The organism is Ruegeria sp. AE3 (assembly GCF_056542225.1).
Genome location: NZ_JBQFZL010000001.1, coordinates 75,514 through 96,980, shown reverse-complemented (window position 1 = coordinate 96,980; position 21,467 = coordinate 75,514). Strand labels below are relative to the sequence as shown.

Sequence of the window (21,467 nt, the reverse complement as noted above, 5' to 3'; positions counted from 1 at the left end):
TGATCAGGCCCGCGCGCCGTTGATTTCATCCCAGGCACGATTGATGTCGATCATCTTTTTCTCGGCCAGCCGGATCGCCTCTTCGGGGACACCCCGGGCCATCATGGCGTCGGGGTGCGTTTCCCGAACCAGCTGCCGCCAGACCTTGCGAATATCGGGCAGCGGCATGTCATGCGGAACGCCCAGTACCGTATAAGGATCGTTTGGCGCATCGGGGACAAAACGCGCCCGCAGTGCTTTGAACTGCGCGTCGGTTTGTCCGAAGATCTGGCTGACATCTTCGAGAAATGCGTTTTCGTTCGGATGATAGAAACCGTCCGCCATCGCAATGTGAAAAAGCCCCTCCATCAAGTCACACAGGGTTGTGCTGTCTTCCGAGAACATGCGTGCGATCTTGCGCGCGTAGTCCTGATATCCCGCCACGTCCGTACGGGCCATGTTGAAGACTCGGGCTGCACCTTCCTCATCTTCGCGCGCAATCTGAAACACGTCGCGAAAGGCGGTGACCTCATCACGGGTCACCTGACCGTCTGCCTTGGCCATTTTGGCACCCAGTGCGATGACCGCAATCGTAAAGGCCACGGACCGCTCCGGTGGCGAGCGTAGTTTTTCAAAAACTGCGGTCAGGCTTTCGCCTTGGGCAAGCGCGCTCAGCGCATCGGATATGCGGGTCCAGATCGACATGACCGCACCCTAGCGTCACAATTCGGGACTGTCAGGTGCAACAGGTCATTCAGCACCAAGAATTTTCTGCATCAGCACAAGGTCCAGCCGCTGGCCGAACTTAAAGCCGACTTCGGGCATCACCCCGACTTTCGAATAGCCAAGTGCGGCATGAAACGCCTCAGCCCCCGGATTGGCCGAGGATATGCCCGCGACCAGAACATGAACGCCTTGGGATTGCGCGATTTCCTCCAGCTCTGACATCAACGCACGTCCCACCCCTTTGCCCCACGCATCCGGTGACAGCTGGATCGTATGTTCGCATGTTTGCGCATAACCGGGCCCGGTTCGGAAAGGGCCATATGTGGCAAAGCCGATAACGTGGCTGTCGTGCTCGGCAACCAGATAACCAGGCACGCGTGCCTTGATATCTTCGGCAATCTGGGCGGCGCTGCGCTCGTCCGTCGTGAAAGTGACCAAAGTGTCCCGGATGATCGCATTGGTGATCCGGGCAATGGCTGGTGCATCTGACGCTGTGGCCGGGCGAATGTTCATTCCAGCACCCGAAGCCCATGAGCTGTCTCGATCTCTGCCTGCAAAGCCGCGGGGCCGGTGTCGAACACCACATGATCCAGTTCACCCAGTTGACGGGCCAGTGTCAGGGCGTCGGGGTGATAGACAACCAGGCGTCGCAACCGGCACGCGCTGTCCTGCAACATGTTTGCTGGGTGCAGGTCGCCTTTCCATTCGATAAGGGCGGGAAACAGATTGTCGAACGGCAAGCGCCCCGTTGGCGGAACCGCCATGCGCCATTGCAACGCGCCGCGGGTCAGGTCGATGGGCTCTCCGGTACCATCTGGGAAGATCGACAGCGTGGCCTCGATATCCTCGACCCGGCATATCCAGTTCGTCAAACGCGGGCCGCCCTGAAAATTGTCCAGATCGAACCATCGCGGCCTGCCCGGAGGTTGCGCCTGCGGATCGATGGCAATCGCTTCGAGATAGAGCCCATCCCTGAGACCCAGCAGCCTGTTATGTGTACCGAATTTTTCGTGTTTTCCACCGGGTTGCAGCGCAACGCCAAGCGCCTGTTCGATATGCGCAGACGCTTCTTCAAGCGTTTCGCCCGCGACGGCCAGATGATCGAGTAACATGCGCACCCTCCTTCGAAAAACGACCGGCCCCGAAGGGATCCGGTCGCATGTTTTCGCCATTGGCGCGGGATCACAAGAGCTTTCGTTGAAAGTCTTGCCTTGTGTCAGGGCCGTGCTTGGCGGATCAGGCGCAGAATATCCTGAGCGGCCTCGGGAATGTTGGTGCCCGGACCAAAGATGGCCTTAACCCCGTGGTCATACAGGAACTGGTAATCCTGCTGCGGGATCACCCCGCCACAGATTACGATGATATCGCCGGCCCCTGCTTTCTTCAGCTCTTCCACCAGCTGCGGTGCCAGTGTTTTATGCCCCGCCGCCTGAGAGGAAATGCCGACCACATGCACGTCATTGTCCACCGCGTCCTGCGCGGCCTCGGCAGGTGTCTGGAACAGCGGGCCAACGTCCACATCAAAACCGATATCAGCAAAGGCCGTGGCGATAACCTTGGCACCGCGATCATGCCCGTCCTGCCCCATCTTGACCACCAGCAGACGCGGGCGGCGGCCCTCGGCCTCGGCAAAGTCCTCGATGGATTTCTGGATCGCGGCAAAGCCTTCGTCGCCCTCATAAGCAGCGCCATAGACACCGGCCAGGGTTTTCACCTCGGCGCGGTGGCGGCCGAATTCTTTCTCCATTGCCATGCTGATCTCTCCTACGGATGCACGGGCGCGGGCGGCTTCGACCGCAGCGGCCAGCAGGTTTCCGCCCTCTTGGGCGGTCTTGGTCAGGGCGTCCAGCGCGGATTGGCACGCGGCTTCATCACGGGTCGCGCGAATGCGTTCCAGCCGCGCCACCTGCGCCTCGCGAACGGCGACGTTGTCGACATCCAGAATGTCGATCGGGTCTTCCTGTTCCTTGCGGTATTTGTTGACGCCGACGATCACTTCGTCGCCCCGGTCAATCATGGCCTGACGGCGGGCTGCGCTTTCCTCGATGCGCAGCTTGGGCATACCCGAGGCAACGGCCTTGGTCATGCCACCCATCTCCTCGACCTCTTGCATCAGGGCCCAGGCTTTTTCGACCAGTTCATTGGTCAGGCTTTCGACATAGTAAGAACCGGCCAGCGGATCGACCACATCAGTCACACCGGTTTCTTCCTGAAGCACAAGCTGCGTGTTTCGGGCGATGCGGGCCGAGAAATCGGTGGGCAGCGCAATTGCCTCGTCCAGAGCATTTGTGTGAAGCGACTGGGTGCCACCCAGAACTGCGCTCATCGCTTCATAGGCGGTACGGATGACGTTGTTGTAAGGGTCTTGTTCCTGAAGCGAAACGCCGGAAGTCTGGCAATGGGTGCGCAGCATCTTTGAACGTTCGGACTTTGCCCCAAACTCGGTCATTACCCGGTGCCAGAGCGTGCGTGCGGCGCGCAGTTTGGCGATCTCCATAAAGAAATTCATGCCGATGGCGAAGAAGAACGATAAACGGCCCGCGAACTTGTCCACGTCCATTCCGGCCTCAGTCGCGGCACGGACGTATTCGCGCCCATCGGCCAGCGTATAGGCCAGTTCCTGAACAAGGTTCGCCCCGGCCTCTTGCATGTGATAGCCCGAGATCGAGATCGAGTTGAACTTGGGCATCTCATTCGACGTGTATTCGATGATGTCCGAGATGATCTTCATCGACGGTTCAGGCGGGTAGATATAAGTGTTGCGCACCATGAATTCTTTCAGAATGTCGTTCTGAATGGTGCCGGAAAGGACAGACTTGTCGTGACCCTGTTCTTCACCCGCAACAATGAAACTTGCCAGGATCGGAACAACCGCGCCATTCATGGTCATCGAGACCGAGACCTTGTCCAGCGGGATGCCGTCAAACAGGATCTTCATATCCTCGACACTGTCGATCGCAACGCCTGCCTTACCGACATCGCCAACAACGCGCGGGTGATCACTGTCATAGCCGCGATGTGTCGCCAGATCGAAGGCAACCGAAACGCCTTGCTGGCCTGCTGCCAGGTTGCGTCGGTAAAACGCGTTCGACTCCTCGGCGGTTGAGAAACCCGCATACTGACGGATCGTCCAGGGACGGCCCGCATACATCGTGGCCTTGACACCGCGGGTAAACGGACCAAATCCCGGCAAAGAGCCCATATGAGGCAGATCGGCGGTGTCTTCCTGGGTGTAAAGCGGTTTGACCGCGATACCTTCCAGCGTTTCCTTGGTCAGGTCGTCCAACGGACGTCCGCGCAGCTCTTTCTCGGCAAGCGCTTTCCAGTCCTTCGTGTCGGTCATTTCGATTTCCTCTCGTCAATACGGATGGCGGTCGCTGAAAGCGTCCGCGCCAAAGTCCTGCACTTGGCCTGTTCATTCAGGTGCAAGCGCGAAAATGTGGTCACCCGGCGCAAATCGCCGGTCGCAATCGCGGGCACAGGGGCTATATTCGAAAGAACAGGAGGCCACATGACACGCACGCTTGCCTTTGTTTTCTCGGCACTAATCCCTCTGGCTGCCCTGGCGGCAGACGGAACCGCGCCGTCTGATGACAGTTTTGTCCGCCCGGTGGGTGAAAGTGAACTCAGCGAGTTCTTGTGGGTCAAACGCCCCATCGTGGTTTTTGCTGACACGCCTGCCGATCCGCGGTTCCAGCAGCAGATCGATATGCTTGTCGCAGAAGAAGCAGCCATGCGCGACCGCGATGTCATCGTGCTAACAGACACGGACCCGTCTGCCCGGTCCCCGATCCGGACCAAGCTGCGGCCGCGTGGTTTCCAGATGGTGTTCGTCGACAAGGACGGTGTGGTCAAATTGCGCAAACCCAGCCCGTGGAGCGTGCGTGAGATTGGCAGGTCTATCGACAAGACCCCCCTGCGCGAACGCGAGATCCGCGACCGGCGCGAAGGGGGCTGAACGCTTTCGCCACACCTAATGGCCCCGGCGCGATGCGCCGGGAACGTTGGAATGTATATCGAAAGCGCCAACATGGTCACTCGAACTCAATGATTACGTCGTCCACAGCAAGGCTGTCACCGGGGCCTGCATTGACTTTGGCCACCACGCCCCTCTTTTCGGCACGCAGGATGTTTTCCATCTTCATCGCCTCAATCGTGCAAAGCGCCTGACCTTCCTGCACTTCCTGCCCCACTTCGACATCGACCTTCACGACTAGGCCCGGCATTGGGCAGAGCAGCAACTTCGAGGTATCAGGCGGCAGTTTTTCCGGCATCAGTTTGGCCAGTTCCGCCTGCCGTGGGCGGCGCACATGCACTTTCATGTCAGCGCCCCGGTTGCGAACACGGAACCCGCCCGAGACCTTGCCGATTTTCAGAACCAGCGGGCTGCCATCCACGTCCAGAACCGCCAGCTGATCGCCCGGCGTCCAGTCCGAGGCGACACGCAGGGACGGTCCGTCCTCAAACTTGACCGTTGACCCCTCTTTGTCGGCGTTGACCTGCACGGCGAACTCCTGACCCTGCAATGTCACAACCCAGCGCTTGCCTACTTTGCGTTCGTGATTGTCCATCCGCCCCGACACGCGAGTGCGCCGGATTTCGGCGACGCGGTGCATGGCCGCGCAGGAAGCAGCAATCCGGCGCAGATCAGCTTCGGGCAGCGTGACGCCCTCGAACCCGTCTGGGTATTCTTCAGCGATAAAGGCCGTTGTCATGTCACCGCTGACAAACTTTGGGTGATCCATCACTGCCGACAGGAACGGCAGGTTGTGACCGATGCCTTCCACTTCGAAACTGTCCAGCGCCACGCGCATCGCCTCGATAGCTTTTTCGCGGGACGGCGCCCAGGTGCAGAGTTTGGCGATCATCGGGTCGTAATACATGCTGATCTCGCCGCCTTCGTAGACGCCGGTATCGTTGCGCACGGCGGTTTCGCCTTCTGGTGCTTCACCCTGCCATTTGCCGTTGACCAGCAACGGACCAGCCGCGGTTTCCTGCGGCGGGCGATACCGGGTCAGACGACCGATCGACGGCAGGAAGTTGCGATACGGGTCTTCCGCATACAGACGGTTTTCAATCGCCCAACCGGTCAGGGTCACGTCATCCTGCGTTATCGAAAGCTTTTCACCCGCTGCGACACGGATCATCTGCTCGACCAGATCGACGCCGGTGATCAGTTCCGTAACAGGGTGTTCCACCTGCAGGCGCGTGTTCATTTCGAGGAAGTAGAAGTTCTTGTCTCCGTCCACGATGAACTCGACCGTACCTGCACTTGCGTAGTTCACGGCCTTGGCCAGAGCGACAGCCTGTTCACCCATCGCCTTGCGGGTTTCGGGATCAAGGAAGGGTGACGGCGCCTCTTCCACCACTTTCTGATTCCGGCGCTGGATCGAGCATTCACGCTCACCCAGGTAAATGCCATTTCCGTGACTGTCGCACAGAACCTGAATTTCGATATGGCGCGGCTGAGTTACGAATTTTTCGATGAAGATCCGGTCATCTCCGAACGAGTTTGCGGCTTCGTTCTTGGACGACTGAAAGCCTTCGCGCGCCTCTTCATCGCTCCACGCGATGCGCATGCCCTTACCACCGCCACCGGCGCTGGCCTTGATCATGACCGGATAACCGATTTCGTTCGAGATCTTGACCGCCTCGTCCGCGTCCTCGATCAGCCCCATGTAACCCGGAACCGTCGAAACTCCGGCCTCCTGTGCGATCTTCTTCGAAGTGATCTTGTCGCCCATGCTTTCGATTGCACCAACAGGGGGACCGACAAAGGCGACACCTTCGGCCTCGAGCGCCTCGGCGAACTTCGAATTTTCCGACAGGAAGCCATAGCCGGGATGAACCGCCTGCGCGCCGCTTTTGCGGATGGCATCCATGACCTTGTCGATCACAATGTAGGACTGGTTCGCCGGGGGCGGACCGATATGCACGGCTTGGTCGGCCATCGACACATGCAACGCGTTCTTGTCCGCGTCCGAATAAATGGCAACGGTGCCGATACCCATCTTGCGGGCGGTCTTGATGACCCGGCAGGCGATCTCGCCCCGATTGGCGATCAGGATCTTATTGAACATGAAACGTCCTTTGGCTTGGTGTTCCGGAAACGCAAAACGCCGCCGCAGGGAACGATCCCCACGACGGCGTGATGCGCGATGATGGCTGAGGCGCCAGGCGCCCCGAAAGATTTGCGTTAGTTACAGGTGTTCTGCGTCTTGCAGTACAGCACGTTGCCCGCTGCGCCGACAGCCGCGCCAAACAGCGGGTCGGCATTGAGGACCGCGGCCCCCACAGCCCCGGCACCGCCGCCGAGGATTGCCTGTTCGCCCGTGGTGTCACCGCACGCGGCCAGACCAGCACAGGTCGCCGCAACAAGGATGAGTTTCGAGAATCGCATTGTGTCTGCCCTTTTAGGTTTCTTGGTTCGTTTAGGGCCAGATGCGCGAAATGCGGCTTGTTATTCAATATCAATGGGGTTGCAGGCAGGTTTTGTGCGGGATTTCGCCACTTTTTGGCTGCGCGGCCCACAAAGAAAAACGCGGACAGGTCTATGTGGGGAACACAAGCCTGCCCGCGCAAGGAAGGGGTACGGAATAGTAGGTGCATGTGCGGCGCAGGCAAAGTAGAGCCGCACGGCCCATTCAGATTGCACGGCACAATCCGTTGGGCAAACACAGTATTGTTTCCCAAGGGCAACTCGGCTGGTTTCTGCCCAAGCCGCAACATGGCGCGCAACTTCGTGCCGACAGCATTCATGGGAATTACCAGCGCGATAGACCCGTTCACCGTCACAGTTTCGTGACGAAAGGGGCCGCTTCCGATGTTTTCTGCGACTGCAACATCACGAATCGCCGCTACTGCACAGGCGAAGGAATTCCCTCGCAGCAGTGCGTTAGATGACAGGTTCAAGACGCCGTGATTCAAGAAGCCGAAAAAGGCACATTTTCTTGAGAAATCAGACGGTTCTATTCTCTTTCTCGTGATTTCCAAAGATTTCTGCTGCGTGAAACGGTCCTTGGGCACACTCGCACTCAAAGGAACACCCACATGACTATGACTAGAAAAAAGGCACTCCTGCTCGCTGCCTCTGCGCTCAGTGTGACTGGCACGTTTGCTTTCGCTCAGGACGCCCAGACCCAGGCTGAACTCGACGCTTTGCGCGCACGGATCGAGGCGCTGGAAGCCGGCAAAAGCAGCCCCGCCAACGGAGATTTCCGCATCGGCAACACCGTTCTGGACATTTACGGATACGTGAAGGCCGATTTCTTTTATGACTTCGACTACGATCAGGGGGATACAGCGTTCGTGAATGTTATTGGCGAACCCTCGGCCGCGACCGACGGCACCTTCGGGGCAACCGTTCGCCAATCTCGGATCGGACTGCGTACCACCACCCCGAGCGGGATCGGTGACATTGGCGGACAGCTTGAGCTTGACCTGTTCGGTTCCGGTGGCACGGCTGAATTGCGCATACGCCATGCCAACATCACCATTGGCGACCAGTTCCTGATCGGTCAGTATTGGACAAACTTCCAACCATTGGACACCTACCCGACCACCGTCGAATTCAACGGCCCGGTGGGTATCGCATTCGCCCGTGTCCCGCAGTTGAGATACACTGGGCAGCTTGGCAGCAATGCACAGTTTGCGGTCTCGATCGAAGAGAACGTGAGCGGGTCGAATTCTGACGATCCCGTCCTGACGGCCTCGGCGGAGTATAACGACGGCACATATATAGCCCGTGGAGCCGTTTTGTACGGCAAAGCCAATTCCGGCAATGTCGAAGTGGATCAGACGGGCTTTACGTTGTCGGGCGGCATTCGCCCCTGGCAAGGTGGATTGTTCCAGGTCAACTACGTCACTGGTGAGGCGCTTGGGCCATACCTGATCGGTCTCGGCGATGCCATTGTCGGAGGACAGGCCAACGATGTGGATGGCTATACCGTGGAATTCAGGCAGGACCTCAGCCCGAAGTTGAACGTTGGCATTTCCTATGGTCGCGAGAGTTATGATCTGCCGACCTCGACCGGCACCCTGTCCTTCACCGAGCTGGAAACGATCCACGTCAACGCGTTCTACAAGGCGACAGACAGTCTGACGCTCAGCGCCGAGTATATCTATGGCGAGCGGAACGACGCGCCCACCGGCAGAACCTTTGATGGCAGCCGTGTTCAGCTTGCGGCGCAGTTGAACTTCTGAGACCACACACAAATCCTGCCCGGTTTCGGGCAGGATCTTCCCGAAACCGGCAGTGATTGGCTTATGTACGGCTGCGAATATCACAATCAGTCCATCCCGTCGATGATGTCCGGGAAGGATGCGCGCGCAGCGTCTACGTCGATGACAAGCAAGGCATCATAGCTGGCCGGATCAAAGGGGTCTTCTGCCGGAATGACTTCGCGCCCGAACAGCCAGCTCAAACGCCCGGCATCCAGATTGCCCCGTTCGAACGGCTGGTCACCGAAATGGGTCCAAAGGGCTTCCATGAACGCAATATCAGCGCGCTTGTCCGCAGGTTTACGATCCCGAAACCGCTCCCGCCGCGTTAACGGTGTAACGCCCTTTGGGTTGGCGCGACGAATGGTGAACTGAAAGTCTGTGCCTGAAAGGCGACCGGGAAAACCACGATGCTTCAGCATGAAAGGCCCCCTTGTGTCATACTTGCAGACAAAAGCAATTCGAGCCCGAAAAGGGATGGGGTCATGATGCGCACCTCCAAAGCCGCACAGTTGGTCTGAGATGCTTTGTACTCATGGATTCCTGCGTTCATGGTCAAAGCCCCTCCCAGATACACTTGGACTGCTCCAGCCGGTAGGCCTCAAAAAACTGGGTCGCATCAGGGGCGGCATCACCAAACTCTACCGGACGATCGGACAAAGAGATCACGACACGCGCCGGCTGCAATTCATGCTGCGCGACATATGGAACGGCCAGGATCTGGCACAGGTGCTCCATATCCTTCGACGCCACATCATACCCGATCCGCCCCACTGACGCGCCTATTCTGGGCGCGATGAAGCGAAAGCGCAGCCAAAGCTCGCCAGGATTGTTGTCCAGCAGGACATCGCCCAGTTGCACTGGCTGGCCCGAAGGCACCGGCAGCAACGTATCGGAGTCCGCAAAAGCCGGATGATTGAAGGTGAGAACAACCAGACAAATGGCGCAACCCCGGACCCACCAGCGGCGAGCTCCTCCTTCCGGGGTCGCGCGCGCAGTACGATTGGCCTGCGCGGTTCTATGTCTGACGGGTCGGATCATTCAACTATTTGCCGGTTTTTGTCAATTCCGCCTCAATTTGAGGGGGTTTCAGCCTCGGAACCGCTGTGAGGGTCAAAGATTGAGCGGGGCGGATCACCCCGCCCCCAGAAGGATCACAGCGGGATATTGTCGTGCTTTTTCCACGGGTTCTTCAGCTGCTTGCCGCGCAAGCTGGCAAATGCCCGGGACACACGTCGGCGGGTCGAATGCGGCATGATCACCTCATCAATGAAGCCGCGCTCGGCTGCCACGAAGGGATTTGCAAATCGGTCTTCGTAATCCTTGGTGTGAGACGCAATCTTGTCCGCATCGTCCAGATCGGCGCGATGAATGATCTCGGTCGCCCCTTTGGCCCCCATGACCGCGATTTCGGCGGTGGGCCAGGCATAGTTGAAATCACCGCGCAAATGCTTCGAGGCCATAACGTCATAAGCACCGCCATAAGCCTTTCGGGTAATCACAGTAACCTTCGGAACGGTCGCCTCACCATAGGCAAAGAGCAACTTGGCCCCATGCTTGATGACGCCGCCATATTCCTGGCTTGTTCCCGGAAGGAAGCCAGGAACGTCGACCAGTGTCAGGATCGGGATTTCGAAACAGTCACAGAAGCGTACAAAGCGCGCAGCCTTACGTGACGAGTCGATATCCAGACACCCGGCCAGCACCATCGGCTGATTTGCGACGACGCCAACGGTCTGACCTTCCAACCGGATGAACCCGGTAATGATGTTCTTGGCAAAATCTTCCTGAATTTCATAGAAATCGCCTTCATCCGCTACTTTGGCGATGAGTTCCTTCATGTCGTAGGGGGTGTTCGGATTCTCTGGGATAAGAGTGTCCAGCGAAGCCTCGATCCGGCCGGGTTCGTCAAAGAACGGGCGCACGGGAGGCTTTTCGCGGTTGTTGAGGGGCAGGAAGTCCACCAGGCGCCGCACCTCGGCCAAAGCTTCGACGTCGTTTTCGAACGCGCCATCAGCGACCGAGGATTTCTTGGTGTGGGTCGAAGCCCCGCCCAGTTCCTCGGCAGTCACCACTTCGTTGGTTACGGTCTTCACCACATCCGGGCCAGTCACGAACATGTAAGAGGTGTCTTTGACCATGAAGATAAAGTCGGTCATCGCCGGGCTGTACACCGCGCCACCGGCGCAGGGGCCCATGATTACGCTGATCTGCGGCACCACGCCCGAAGCCATGATGTTACGCTGGAACACTTCGGCATAACCCGCCAGCGAAGCCACACCTTCCTGAATGCGCGCGCCGCCCGAATCGTTGATGCCAATCACCGGCGCACCGTTCTGCACCGCCATGTCCATAATCTTGCAGATCTTCTGAGCATGGGTTTCTGACAGCGATCCGCCAAAGACGGTAAAATCCTGGCTGAACACATAAACCATGCGCCCGTTGATCGTGCCCCAGCCGGTGACGACACCGTCACCCGCAGGCTTTTGTTTTTCCATCCCAAAATCGGTGCAGCGGTGGCTGACGAACATGTCAAACTCTTCAAAGCTGCCCTCGTCCAGCAGAAGTTCGATCCGTTCACGTGCGGTCAGCTTGCCGCGCGCGTGCTGGGCATCGATCCGTTTCTGCCCACCCCCCAGACGTGCGTTATCACGACGGGCTTCCAATTCGGAAAGAATGTCTTTCATGACGACTATCCCCTTATTAATTTGCCGGGACCCTACCTGTTTGGGCCGTTCATCCAAAGCTATTTTCGGCAAATTTGCAAAATTTCAGCAACAGTAATTTGGATAACTGCAAAACTGCGAATTTTCACGAGCAATTCTGCGAATGACTGGCAATCCGAAAATCCACGGCTATACATGTGAACCATGCAGTTCAGCTCTGACGCGGTCCACCGCACACCACCCACATTGGCGACGCTTGTTTTACTCTCGGGCCTTTCCGCGCTGAGCATGAACCTGTTTCTGCCCAGCCTGCCAAACATGGCCGAGTATTTCGAAACCGATTACAAGGTCATGCAGCTGTCGATTGCGCTTTATCTGCTGATCAATGCCATTCTGCAAATTCTCATAGGTCCAATAGCGGATCAGGCAGGTAGACGACCGGTTTTGCTTTGGGGCCTAGGCCTGTTCCTGATGGCAACCCTGGGATGCATCTTTGCCCCCAATGCTACGGTTTTTCTGGCGTTCAGGATGTGTCAGGCGGTTGTGGTCGTCGGTATGGTTCTCAGCCGCGCTGCGGTGCGGGATATGTACGATCAGGATCAAGCTGCTTCGATGATCGGTTATGTGACGATGGGCATGGCCGTGGTTCCAATGATTGGCCCTGCCATCGGCGGCTTGCTGGAAGTGAGTTTTGGTTGGAAAGCGAATTTCTGGCTGCCCTTTGCCGTAGGTCTGCTGACTTTGGCACTGACCTATTCGGACTTTGGGGAAACATCAGCAAAAAGCGGTAAAACGCTTGTCCAGCAATTCAAGGAATACCCCGAACTTCTAACCTCGCCACGGTTCTGGGGGTACTCACTGGCTTGCGCCTTCTCTTCGGGTTCGTTTTTCGCCTACCTCGGCGGCGCACCGTTCATTGGCACAGAACTGTTCGGCTTGAGCGCGGCACAGGTTGGCATTTATTTTGGCGCACCTGCGGTTGGGTATTTTGTAGGTAACTTTATGAGTGGGCGGTTTTCAGTACGGTTCGGCGTGAACCGCATGGTGCTGTGGGGAAGCCTGTTCAATGCGTTTGGCGTCGCTGTATCGGCATTGCTGTTTTTAGCGGACCGCGGAACCGCACTTAGTTTCTTTGGGTTCATGACATTTGTGGGCGTCGGCAATGGCATGGTCATCCCCAACGCAACCTCGGGCGCGCTATCAGTGCGCCCTCACCTGGCTGCAACCGCCTCGGGCCTGAGTGGCGCCATCATGTTGGGCGGCGGCGCCGGGCTGAGCGCGCTGGCAGGTGCCTTGCTGACGCGTGAAACCGGCGCGATGCCGCTGCTTTGGCTGATGCTGGCAACAGCCGTTCTGGCGATCGTCGCAATTTCAACTGTCGTACGAAGAGAACGGCAATTAGGGCTGTAACCGCTTGCCCCAATGACTTTGCAAAGTTATCCTCGGCAATTGGAAAACTTGCAAAGGCACCCTATGGCCACTCAAAAGCTCTATGCGGGCGCGAAACTGCGCGAAATGCGTACGCGCCTGACTCTGACGCAGCGCGAATTTGCCGCCAAACTGGGAGTTTCACTGCCCTACCTGAACCAGATGGAGAACAACAACCGGCCGATCTCGACCACGGTTGTGCTGGCTCTGGCGCAGGAATTCGGAATGGATGTTACCGAACTCAGCACCGGCGACAGCGAACGTCTTGTTTCAGACATGCGCGAGGCGCTGGCCGATCCTGTTTTTTCGGACATTCAGCCCCCACTGGCAGATCTGCGCCTGACAGCTTCCAACGCCCCGGCTCTGGCGCGGGCGTTTATCGAATTGCATAAAACCTATCGGCAGACACATGAACGCCTTGCCTCGCTGGACGAGGCTTTGGGACGCGAAGATGCGCGCATTCAGGCCAGCCCGTGGGAAGAAGTGCGCGATTTCTTCCACTACTGCGACAACTACATCGACGCCGTGGACAGGGCTGCGGAACTGTTTGCCAACCGCGCCGACGGCCCCGGCGGTATCCGGCAAGCCGCCCTGAGCAGCCTTTCAGAGCGTGGAATTCAGGTGGTTTTTTCAGATACGGGCCCCTTGCGCGCTTATGATGTCGACAGCAAAATTTTGCGCCTGTCCTCCCGTGCTGCGCCGCAGACGCAAGTGTTCCAACTTCTGTTGCAGGTTGCGCTGATCAGTCAGGACCAGTTGCTGGAGGCGACGCTGGATTTCGCCAAATTCCAAAGCGACGAAGCCCGCGCCATCGCCAAGATCGGACTTGCCAACTATTTCGCTGGTGCCTCTCTGATGCCTTATACCGCGTTTTTGACCGCCGCTCAGGAAGAGCGTCACGATCTGGAGCTGCTCAGCAACCGTTTCGGGGCGTCGGTCGAGCAGGTTGCACATCGGCTGTCGACACTACAGCGTCCCGGCGCCAAGGGTATCCCGTTCTTCTTCGTCCGGGTTGATCAGGCCGGTACGATCACCAAGCGGCACTCGGCCACACGCCTGCAATTTGCGCGCTTTGGTGGGGCCTGCCCGCTTTGGAACGTGCATCGGGCCTTTGAAACGCCCGGGCATTTCCTGCGGCAACTGGCGGAAACGCCTGATGGTGTTCGCTATATTTCGCTGGCGCGGGATGTCTCAAAATCTGGGGGCTCGTTTGGCGCTCCGGTCAGACGATACGCCATAGCGCTGGGATGCGAGGTCCGTCATGCCCCGGCTCTTGTTTATGCTGATAACCTCGACATCAACAATGCCAGCGCCTACGAGCCTATTGGTATTTCCTGCCGCATCTGCGAGCGGCAAACCTGCCACCAGCGTTCGGTCCCGCCGCTGGAACGCCGTCTGAGCATCGACACCCATATTCGCGGCACCCTGCCCTATGAAGTGACTTGATCTTAGTCTGATTTATTATCCCACCGGTGTAGCGTCTCTGGTCACGACGGGGGCAGAGCCCCCGTCACTATGTTTAAGCCTTGGACAGGATCGCCCAAATCTCATCCTTCAGCGCCGCGCGCTTTTTGCGCAGGTCAACCTCTGCCAGTTCTTCCATGGGCTCGACATTGGTTTCGGCGCGGTGAACTTCGCGGTTGACCTCATGATATTCATCGGCCAGCCGCGCAAAATGCGCATCCGTTTGCTTGAGCTGGCTCATCAGTTCAACTTTGTCCGGAAACTCTTCGGCCAGTTCATGCGGGGTGTGAGACATCTCTGTTCGCTCCTTCATATGTCGTTGCAAATCAGTGATAGAAGCGTGACCGGGCTTTCGCTTTGACCGGGATCAACTACCCGCAATAATCCCGCGAGTTTCAATACAACGCCACGCGCCATCCTGCCGTGCAGAGGGCAAGTTGTTCTGAAACGTGGCTCAGGCTTATCTGGACAAGAACACTGAACTTTTCGCTAATATACCCCCGGCAAGCGCCGAAAATTTACGCATTCAACCGGGGGCAGTTCAGAAGGATTAACGCTGCGCGGTTGCCCAGCCCGGGTGAATCCACGGGCGGTCATTGGCCTTGGGCAACGGGTCTTTGCCCAGCAGGGAATCCGATACTTTCTCGCCCACCATGATCGAGGGCGCGTTGAGATTGCCGTTGGTGATCTGCGGGAAAATCGAACTGTCCGCGACGCGCAGCCCGTCCACACCGATGACGCGACCCTCGGGATCGACCACCGCACCTTTGTCATCCGCACGCCCCATCCGGCAGGTGCCGCAGGGGTGATAGGCGCTTTCGGCATGTTCCGCGATAAAGGCGTTCAGCTCTTCATCCGTTTGCACAGAGGCACCTGGTTGAATTTCCTTACCGGCGTAAGGTTTGAACGCATCCTGCCCAAAGACTTCACGGGTCAGTCGGATACAGGTGCGGAAATCCTCCCAATCCTCTTCGTGGCTCATGTAGTTGAACTTTATCACCGGTGCGTCTTCAGCCCTGTCCGACCGCAGCGTGACTGCACCCCGCGAGGGCGAGCGCATCGGGCCGACATGCGCCTGGAATCCGTGCCCTTCAGCCGCAGCCTGCCCATCATAGCGGACCGCAATTGGCAGGAAGTGATACTGGATGTCAGGGTATTCCACCCCCGGTTTCGACCGGATAAAGGCTGCGCTCTCGAATTGGTTCGACGCCCCCAGCCCCTTTTTTGTAAACAGCCACTGCGCCCCGATCAGGCCCTTGCTGAACAGGTTCCAGTGTTTGTAAAGCGTAATGGGTTGCAGCGAGGCCAGCTGAATATACAGCTCTAGATGGTCCTGAAGGTTCGCACCCACCCCCGGACGATCTGCAACAACGTCGATCCCATGTTCTGCCAGATGCGCGCCCGGTCCGATACCGGACAGCATCAGCAGCTTGGGCGAGTTGATCGAGGACGCAGCCAGAATGACCTCGCGCCGGGCCTTGATGATCTCTTTCTTGCCGCCACGGATCAATTCCACGCCAGTGGCGCGACCGTTTTCCATGACAACCCGAGACGCAAGTCCCCGCACGATATCGCAATTGTCGCGTTTTAGCGCTGGCTTCAGATATGCATTCGCCGCTGACCAGCGCCGCCCTTTCCAGACGGTCTGCTCCATCGGGCCAAAGCCTTCCTGCTTTTCGCCGTTATAGTCGCCGGTGACCTCGTATCCCGCCTGCTGACCCGCATCGACAAAGGCCTGAAACAGTGGGTTCGCACGTGGGCCGCGCGATACGTGCAACGGGCCGTTGGTTCCGCGCCAGGCCGGATCGCCGCCATGACCACCGTCATGCCATGTCTCCATGCGTTTGTAATAGGGCAGCACATCCGCATAGGACCAGCCGTCGGCCCCCATCTCTGCCCATGTGTCGAAATCGCGTGCGTGACCGCGCACATAAACCATGCCGTTGATCGACGATGACCCGCCGATCACCTTGCCGCGCGGGCAGGCCAGACGGCGGTTGTTCAGATGCGGTTCGGGCTCGGACTGATATCCCCAGTCATAGCGCGACATGTTCATCGGATAGCTGAGCGCGGCGGGCATCTGGATAAACGGCCCCAAGTCGGTACCACCGTGCTCGATCACCAGAACCGAGGCCCCACCTTCGCTCAGACGATATGCCATTGCGCAGCCTGCGGACCCTGCGCCAACGATGACAAAATCTGCTTCCATATTCACAACTCCCCGCCCGCCGGGAAAAACGCCTCCGGCGGGAGTATTTTCAAAAAGACGAAGAGATTACTCGCCGCGTGGGAACCGGGCGTTTTCCTCGACGATGTTCAGATCCATATGATTGCGCATGTAGCGTTCGGACGCTTTTTGCAGCGGCTGATAATCCCATGGGTAATATCCGCCCTGCCGCAGTGCCTCGTACACGACCCAGCGTCGCGCCTGACTGGCGCGGACATCCGCGTCGAAGCGCTCCAAATCCCAGCGGGCCTCGGACTTTGCCCGCAGGGTTTGCAGCGTGCCCGCATGTTCGGGACTGTCTGCCAGATTGGTCAGCTCATGCGGGTCTGCCTCAAGATCAAACAGTTGATCCGGGTCCAGCGCGCATCGATTGTATTTCCACTTGCCATAGCGCAGCGACACCAGCGGCGCGTAAGATGCCTCGGCCGCGTATTCCATAGCCACAGGCGCGGTTCGCGTGCCACCTTGCGCCAATGGCACCAGGTTTTCGCCGTCCGTCCATGGTGCGATTTCGTCCATGTCAACGCCTGCCAGAGCCCCGAGCGTGGGTGTCACGTCGATGGTGGAAACCGGCGTATCGATCCGCCCCGCAGGCAAATCCGGGGACGATATCATCAAAGGTACGCGCGCCGAGCCTTCGTAGAAGTTCATTTTGAACCAGAGGCCACGTTCACCCAGCATGTCACCGTGATCCGAGACGAACAGGATGATCGCCTCTTGCCGTGTCGTTTCCAGCACTTCGAGGATTTCACCGATCTTGTCATCGAGATATGTGATGTTGGCGAAATAGGCACGGCGGGACTTGCGAATGTCTTCCTCGGTGATGTCGAAGCTGCGCCAGTCATTGGCATCGAAGATCCGCTTGGCGTGAGAATCCTGGTTTTCATAGCCGATATCAGCGATTTCGGGCAGCAGGTGCGCGCAATCTTCATAGAGGTCCCAGTATTTGCGACGGGCGACATAGGGATCATGCGGATGGGTGAAGCTGACCGTCACGCACCATGGGCGGTCATCCTTGCCGCGCGCAAGGTCATAGAGTTTGGCCTTTGCGTTATAGGCGACCTCGTCATCATACTCCATCTGGTTGGAAATCTCGGCAACACCCGCGCCGGTCACCGATCCCATGTTGTGATACCACCAGTCGATCCGCTCGCCCGGTTTGCGGTAATCCGGTGTCCAGCCAAAATCGGCCGGGTAGATATCAGTTGTCAGGCGATCCTCAAACCCGTGCATCTGGTCCGGGCCGACAAAGTGCATTTTGCCTGACAGACAGGTGTAATACCCGGCCCTGCGCAAATGGTGTGCGTAAGTTGGGATATCGCTGCGGAACTCAGCCGCGTTGTCGTAGACGCCGGTGCGTGAGGGCAATTGACCGGACATGAAGCTGGCCCGCCCCGGCGCACAAAGCGGCGACGCAGTATAAGCGTTGGCAAAACGGGTCGACCGTTCCGCCAGTTTCTTTAGGTTCGGAGCGTGAAGCCAGTCAGCGGGACCGTCGGGAAAGAGGGTTCCGTTCAGCTGATCCACCATCAGGATCAGAATGTTTGGTTTTGTCATTTTTCAGCCTCGAGCAGAGTATCGAGCACGCGCATTGCGTGGTTCACGGCCAGTTGCGGTTCTCCCGGGGCGCTGAGCGCTGCGCGAATATAGAGCCCATCAATCAAAGCAATCATGTTTTCAGCAGCTTCGACCGGATCCTGCATCCTGGGGCGCAGGGCATGGATCAGATTCGACCTGATGCGCGCCTGATAGATCTGCCACAAACGCAGCGCGTCATTGTTGGTCTGCGCCAACACATAAAAGGTCATCCAGGCGGCAGTCACGTCAGGTGTGAAACACGAAGGGGCAAAACAGGCGTGGATAATCGCCTCTGCCCGGTTGCCCGGTTTGGCCGCTTTCAACTGGGCCCTGGCTTCGTCGCTGAAGTCGGCGAGGATCTGACGCATTGCGGCCAGAAATATCTGATCCTTTCCGCCAAAATAATGGTGTGCCAATGCGCTGGACATGCCTGCGCGTTTGGCAATCTGGCTGACGGTTACATCCAGGGATTTCTTGACACCCAGTTCAGCAATCGTCGCTCGAACAATCGCGTCCTTGCGGATCGGCTCCATTCCAACTTTTGGCATCGCTTTCCCCATACAGGTGTCATGCGACCAAGCTAGGATGTTTTTATTGACTCGTCAATCAATGTAAGCGCAGAGATGTCACTTCATAGCTTCGGCGCAATACTGGGAGGCGTCAAGTCCCGACGGTTCAACATGAACTCGCGCCATGAGATGAAGCTTACAGCGCCCAGTATCAGGGTTCCGCCAGCCACAACCCAAAGGTCAACGCTTTCGTGGAAGATCGCAGCACCCACAAGCGTGGCCCAGATCAACTGCAGGAATGTGACGGGTTGTGTGACGGCCACAGGCGCGGCCTGCAACGCCAATGTCATGAAATAATGCCCTGCGGTCGCAAAGCTGGCCACCAGAAACAGAACCCCGAGTTCTTGCATACTGGGCCGGGTCCAGACGGCAACCGCAAAGGGGATCAAGGCGATGGTTACCCAGATGGACAGGTGCGCCACGACAACCGAAGGCGGCACGTCGCGGACAAGAAGCTTGGCCAGTAAATAGGACCCGCTTAGCATCAGGGCCGTTCCGAGCATGGCAAGGTGACCTTGTGAGACCTCGCGAAACCCGGGGCGCAGGATGACCAGCACGCCCACCAAGGCGACCAGAATGGCGGCGACCCTGCGAAAAGCCAGCTTCTCGCCCAGAAACAGGGCTGCGCCCAAGGTGACATAAACCGGCGTCATGTAGTTCATGGCAGTGACTTCGGCCAAGGGAATTTGTGTCATGGCGAAGAACCAGAGCATGACAGCAATCGCGTGTACGACACCGCGTAAACCGAACAATGTCAGCAGGCGGGGTGTCAGCCGGGTCGCCATGATCGACCGCAAGGCCGGTAACAGAAACACCAATCCCAGCGCATAACGCAGAAATGCGGCCTGGATCGGGTTCATCGTCGTGCCCAGAGATTTGACCAAAGCGGTCATCACAACAAAGGACAGCCCGGCGGTAAACATCCAGAACATACCGGCAAGCGGGCGCGACGAAACGGCTAACGATGTCATGGCTTAGGTTGAACACCGAAACCCTGCCGGGAACAACCCTTCACATGACAACAAGTTTCAGAGCGATACCCAGCATTACGACCCCGATCACTGCGTCCAGCACCTGCCAGGCGCGCTGGCGTGCAAACACCGGAGACAAAACACCAGCGCCGTATCCAAGTGAAAAGAAAAAGACAAAGCTGGAAGTGACTGCCCCAATGGCAAATCCGACCCGGTTATCATACTGTGCCGAGATAGAGCCGATCAGAACCACTGTGTCCAGATAGACATGCGGGTTCAGCCAGGTGAAGGCGAGAGCGGTAAGCATCGCGGTTTTGAGGCTGGTTCGCGGACCGTTGCCGGTTTCCATCACCGCGCCACCCCGCAAGGCAGACCCGAAGCTGCGCAGCCCATACCACGTCAGAAAAGCGGCCCCGCCATATCGCATTACAGGTTCAAACCAGGGAGCTGAATGGGTCAGGGTCCCGAACCCCGTGACACCTGCAACGATCAAAACCGCGTCGGACATTGAGCAGGTCAGGCACAGAAGGAACACATGTTCACGCCGCAGCCCCTGTCGCAGAATAAAGGCGTTCTGTGCCCCGATGGCGAGAATCAGACTGAAACCCAGAGCGAAACCGGCGATTATGGACGTGGGCATGGGATCTCCTGCTATTGCAAGACGTTGACTAAGGCCGTCGGTGCGATCTATCAAATTAAAGATGCTATCCTAAGTTAAGCCTGGCTAATGCTGATTGATCCTCTTCACCTGTCCGCTTTGTCTGCCATTCTGCGCCATGGCAGCTTTGATGCGGCTGCGGCAGAGCTGGCGGTGACACCCTCGGCGATATCCCAGCGGATCAGGGCGCTTGAGGATCGGATTGGAGCCACCCTGATACATCGGGGCAGCCCTTGCACAGGAACGCCCGCCGGGCTGCGCATTGCCCGTTACGCGGAAGATGTCGGACTGCTTGAGGCACAGCTGGTTCGAGAACTGACGCTGGAGCAGGAACCAAGGTCCGCCCGCGTCCGCATTGCCGTACCGGCAGACAGTCTGGCCACCTGGTTTGTTGATGCGATGGCGCAGGTGCCTGACATGCTTTTCGATCTGGTGATCGACGATCAGGATCATTCCGCAGACTGGCTGCGGCGGGGCGAGGTGAGCGCCGCCGTCACCGTTGGTGGTCAGACAGTGACCGGGTGCGACGCGATCCCATTGGGCGTGTTGCAGTATCTGCCAACAGCCAGCCCGGATTTCATTAACACCTGGTTTCGGGACGAAGTGACCGAGGCAGAGCTGGGCAAGGCACCCTGCCTGGTTTTCAACCAAAAGGACGGGCTGCAAAGGGCCTGGATTGTTCAACACACTGGCAAACGTCTGTCACCCCCGTCTCATTTCCTGCCTTCTTCACAAGGATTTGTGGACGCGGCGATTGCCGGGCTTGGGTGGGGTATGAACCCCGCGGCTCTGGTGCAGGAGGCTTTGAAACAAGGGCTGTTGCGCCCCATCGTACCTGATGCGCCGTTGGATGTCGCGCTGAGCTGGCAGGTTGGGCGTGTTCTTGCGCCCGCACTCAAACCACTGACCCAGGCTGTCAAAAAAGCTTCAGAACGGATTTTGCTTCCGCCTCAAAGCGGCTAAACAAACACGACATTTTCG

Annotated in this window: 20 protein-coding genes; 5 read left to right on the top strand and 15 right to left on the bottom strand. The window is 58.0% G+C overall.

The genetic code is table 11. The features are described 5' to 3' along the window. Positions 1–3 precede the first annotated feature (3 nt). The 4 genes from ACR0NZ_RS00485 to scpA all read right to left on the bottom strand — a co-directional run bounded on the left by ACR0NZ_RS00485 (position 4) and on the right by scpA (position 4,048). Positions 4–684, bottom strand: coding sequence for a molecular chaperone DjiA (locus ACR0NZ_RS00485; RefSeq protein WP_209597848.1), 681 nt, complete (start codon positions 682–684; stop codon positions 4–6). A 45-nt stretch (positions 685–729) separates the two neighbouring features. After that, complete coding sequence (locus tag ACR0NZ_RS00480; RefSeq protein WP_480516224.1) at positions 730–1,218, bottom strand: N-acetyltransferase family protein; 489 nt, start codon at positions 1,216–1,218, stop codon at positions 730–732. After that, positions 1,215–1,817, bottom strand: a complete 603-nt coding sequence (locus ACR0NZ_RS00475; RefSeq protein ID WP_480516222.1) for a VOC family protein — start codon at positions 1,815–1,817, stop codon at positions 1,215–1,217. Before ACR0NZ_RS00475 ends, ACR0NZ_RS00480 begins: the two co-directional genes overlap by 4 nt. A gap of 104 nt (positions 1,818–1,921) precedes the next feature. Next, positions 1,922–4,048 (bottom strand): methylmalonyl-CoA mutase, encoded by a 2,127-nt coding sequence (scpA, locus tag ACR0NZ_RS00470; protein ID WP_480493768.1) that lies wholly within the window; start codon positions 4,046–4,048, stop codon positions 1,922–1,924. 168 nt (positions 4,049–4,216) lie between these two features. Here scpA and ACR0NZ_RS00465 point away from each other — a divergent pair, with 168 nt between their 5' ends. After that, positions 4,217–4,663: a DUF4174 domain-containing protein gene (locus tag ACR0NZ_RS00465; RefSeq protein WP_480475841.1), complete on the top strand. Its 447-nt coding sequence runs from the start codon at positions 4,217–4,219 to the stop codon at positions 4,661–4,663. Positions 4,664–4,739: 76 nt separating this feature from the next. On the opposite strand, the gene ACR0NZ_RS00460 is transcribed toward ACR0NZ_RS00465, so the two are convergent. Both ACR0NZ_RS00460 and ACR0NZ_RS00455 read right to left on the bottom strand, forming a co-directional pair. Beyond that, positions 4,740–6,785 carry an ATP-binding protein gene (locus ACR0NZ_RS00460; protein ID WP_480516220.1) on the bottom strand — a complete coding sequence of 682 codons (2,046 nt, stop codon included), beginning with the start codon at positions 6,783–6,785 and terminating at the stop codon, positions 4,740–4,742. Between the two features lie 116 nt (positions 6,786–6,901). Further along, positions 6,902–7,105 carry a hypothetical protein gene (locus ACR0NZ_RS00455; protein ID WP_480475837.1) on the bottom strand — a complete coding sequence of 68 codons (204 nt, stop codon included), beginning with the start codon at positions 7,103–7,105 and terminating at the stop codon, positions 6,902–6,904. Positions 7,106–7,755: 650 nt separating this feature from the next. On the opposite strand from ACR0NZ_RS00455, the gene ACR0NZ_RS00450 reads away from it, so the two are divergent. Next, on the top strand, positions 7,756–8,907 hold the full coding sequence (locus tag ACR0NZ_RS00450; protein ID WP_480493766.1) for a DcaP family trimeric outer membrane transporter: 1,152 nt from the start codon (positions 7,756–7,758) through the stop codon (positions 8,905–8,907). An 86-nt stretch (positions 8,908–8,993) separates the two neighbouring features. On the opposite strand, the gene ACR0NZ_RS00445 is transcribed toward ACR0NZ_RS00450, so the two are convergent. The 3 genes from ACR0NZ_RS00445 to ACR0NZ_RS00435 form a co-directional block, all read right to left on the bottom strand. After that, positions 8,994–9,347 (bottom strand): hypothetical protein, encoded by a 354-nt coding sequence (locus ACR0NZ_RS00445; protein WP_480475833.1) that lies wholly within the window; start codon positions 9,345–9,347, stop codon positions 8,994–8,996. Between the two features lie 133 nt (positions 9,348–9,480). Next, the gene (locus ACR0NZ_RS00440; RefSeq protein WP_480516218.1) at positions 9,481–9,966 is read right to left on the bottom strand and encodes a DUF6497 family protein; all 486 of its coding nucleotides are present in this window, start codon (positions 9,964–9,966) and stop codon (positions 9,481–9,483) included. A gap of 113 nt (positions 9,967–10,079) precedes the next feature. After that, positions 10,080–11,612: an acyl-CoA carboxylase subunit beta gene (locus ACR0NZ_RS00435; protein WP_480516216.1), complete on the bottom strand. Its 1,533-nt coding sequence runs from the start codon at positions 11,610–11,612 to the stop codon at positions 10,080–10,082. 183 nt (positions 11,613–11,795) lie between these two features. Here ACR0NZ_RS00435 and ACR0NZ_RS00430 point away from each other — a divergent pair, with 183 nt between their 5' ends. Beyond that, a complete protein-coding gene (locus tag ACR0NZ_RS00430; RefSeq protein WP_480516214.1) occupies positions 11,796–13,001 on the top strand; it encodes a multidrug effflux MFS transporter in 1,206 nt (401 codons plus the stop codon). Between the two features lie 63 nt (positions 13,002–13,064). Continuing rightward, positions 13,065–14,465, top strand: a complete 1,401-nt coding sequence (locus ACR0NZ_RS00425; protein WP_480493760.1) for a helix-turn-helix domain-containing protein — start codon at positions 13,065–13,067, stop codon at positions 14,463–14,465. Positions 14,466–14,538: 73 nt separating this feature from the next. On the opposite strand, the gene ACR0NZ_RS00420 is transcribed toward ACR0NZ_RS00425, so the two are convergent. From ACR0NZ_RS00420 to ACR0NZ_RS00395, 6 genes are all read right to left on the bottom strand, one after another. Then, a complete protein-coding gene (locus ACR0NZ_RS00420; protein ID WP_480475823.1) occupies positions 14,539–14,778 on the bottom strand; it encodes an HP1242/YdcH family protein in 240 nt (79 codons plus the stop codon). Between the two features lie 255 nt (positions 14,779–15,033). Then, entirely contained in the window at positions 15,034–16,692 is a 1,659-nt protein-coding gene (gene betA, locus ACR0NZ_RS00415) for a choline dehydrogenase (protein WP_480516212.1), read from the bottom strand. Between the two features lie 66 nt (positions 16,693–16,758). Next, complete coding sequence (gene betC, locus ACR0NZ_RS00410; protein WP_480516210.1) at positions 16,759–18,267, bottom strand: choline-sulfatase; 1,509 nt, start codon at positions 18,265–18,267, stop codon at positions 16,759–16,761. Continuing rightward, positions 18,264–18,836, bottom strand: a complete 573-nt coding sequence (gene betI / locus ACR0NZ_RS00405; protein WP_480516208.1) for a choline-binding transcriptional repressor BetI — start codon at positions 18,834–18,836, stop codon at positions 18,264–18,266. The genes betC and betI overlap by 4 nt, the downstream gene beginning before the upstream one ends. Before the next feature lie 83 nt (positions 18,837–18,919). After that, entirely contained in the window at positions 18,920–19,828 is a 909-nt protein-coding gene (locus tag ACR0NZ_RS00400; protein ID WP_480516206.1) for a DMT family transporter, read from the bottom strand. A 40-nt stretch (positions 19,829–19,868) separates the two neighbouring features. After that, complete coding sequence (locus tag ACR0NZ_RS00395; RefSeq protein WP_480516204.1) at positions 19,869–20,468, bottom strand: LysE/ArgO family amino acid transporter; 600 nt, start codon at positions 20,466–20,468, stop codon at positions 19,869–19,871. Between the two features lie 87 nt (positions 20,469–20,555). On the opposite strand from ACR0NZ_RS00395, the gene ACR0NZ_RS00390 reads away from it, so the two are divergent. Further along, positions 20,556–21,449, top strand: coding sequence for a LysR family transcriptional regulator ArgP (locus tag ACR0NZ_RS00390; RefSeq protein WP_480516202.1), 894 nt, complete (start codon positions 20,556–20,558; stop codon positions 21,447–21,449). Positions 21,450–21,467 lie beyond the last annotated feature (18 nt).

Bases quoted from the DNA above. Each gene is read 5' to 3' on its own strand.
- ACR0NZ_RS00485 (WP_209597848.1), bottom strand. From the start codon at position 684: ATGTCGATCTGGACCCGCATATCCGATGCGCTGAGCGCGCTTGCCCAA.
- ACR0NZ_RS00480 (WP_480516224.1), bottom strand. From the start codon at position 1,218: ATGAACATTCGCCCGGCCACAGCGTCAGATGCACCAGCCATTGCCCGG.
- ACR0NZ_RS00475 (WP_480516222.1), bottom strand. From the start codon at position 1,817: ATGTTACTCGATCATCTGGCCGTCGCGGGCGAAACGCTTGAAGAAGCG.
- scpA (WP_480493768.1), bottom strand. From the start codon at position 4,048: ATGACCGACACGAAGGACTGGAAAGCGCTTGCCGAGAAAGAGCTGCGC.
- ACR0NZ_RS00465 (WP_480475841.1), top strand. From the start codon at position 4,217: ATGACACGCACGCTTGCCTTTGTTTTCTCGGCACTAATCCCTCTGGCT.
- ACR0NZ_RS00460 (WP_480516220.1), bottom strand. From the start codon at position 6,785: ATGTTCAATAAGATCCTGATCGCCAATCGGGGCGAGATCGCCTGCCGG.
- ACR0NZ_RS00455 (WP_480475837.1), bottom strand. From the start codon at position 7,105: ATGCGATTCTCGAAACTCATCCTTGTTGCGGCGACCTGTGCTGGTCTG.
- ACR0NZ_RS00450 (WP_480493766.1), top strand. From the start codon at position 7,756: ATGACTATGACTAGAAAAAAGGCACTCCTGCTCGCTGCCTCTGCGCTC.
- ACR0NZ_RS00445 (WP_480475833.1), bottom strand. From the start codon at position 9,347: ATGCTGAAGCATCGTGGTTTTCCCGGTCGCCTTTCAGGCACAGACTTT.
- ACR0NZ_RS00440 (WP_480516218.1), bottom strand. From the start codon at position 9,966: ATGATCCGACCCGTCAGACATAGAACCGCGCAGGCCAATCGTACTGCG.
- ACR0NZ_RS00435 (WP_480516216.1), bottom strand. From the start codon at position 11,612: ATGAAAGACATTCTTTCCGAATTGGAAGCCCGTCGTGATAACGCACGT.
- ACR0NZ_RS00430 (WP_480516214.1), top strand. From the start codon at position 11,796: ATGCAGTTCAGCTCTGACGCGGTCCACCGCACACCACCCACATTGGCG.
- ACR0NZ_RS00425 (WP_480493760.1), top strand. From the start codon at position 13,065: ATGGCCACTCAAAAGCTCTATGCGGGCGCGAAACTGCGCGAAATGCGT.
- ACR0NZ_RS00420 (WP_480475823.1), bottom strand. From the start codon at position 14,778: ATGTCTCACACCCCGCATGAACTGGCCGAAGAGTTTCCGGACAAAGTT.
- betA (WP_480516212.1), bottom strand. From the start codon at position 16,692: ATGGAAGCAGATTTTGTCATCGTTGGCGCAGGGTCCGCAGGCTGCGCA.
- betC (WP_480516210.1), bottom strand. From the start codon at position 18,267: ATGACAAAACCAAACATTCTGATCCTGATGGTGGATCAGCTGAACGGA.
- betI (WP_480516208.1), bottom strand. From the start codon at position 18,836: ATGCCAAAAGTTGGAATGGAGCCGATCCGCAAGGACGCGATTGTTCGA.
- ACR0NZ_RS00400 (WP_480516206.1), bottom strand. From the start codon at position 19,828: ATGACATCGTTAGCCGTTTCGTCGCGCCCGCTTGCCGGTATGTTCTGG.
- ACR0NZ_RS00395 (WP_480516204.1), bottom strand. From the start codon at position 20,468: ATGCCCACGTCCATAATCGCCGGTTTCGCTCTGGGTTTCAGTCTGATT.
- ACR0NZ_RS00390 (WP_480516202.1), top strand. From the start codon at position 20,556: ATGCTGATTGATCCTCTTCACCTGTCCGCTTTGTCTGCCATTCTGCGC.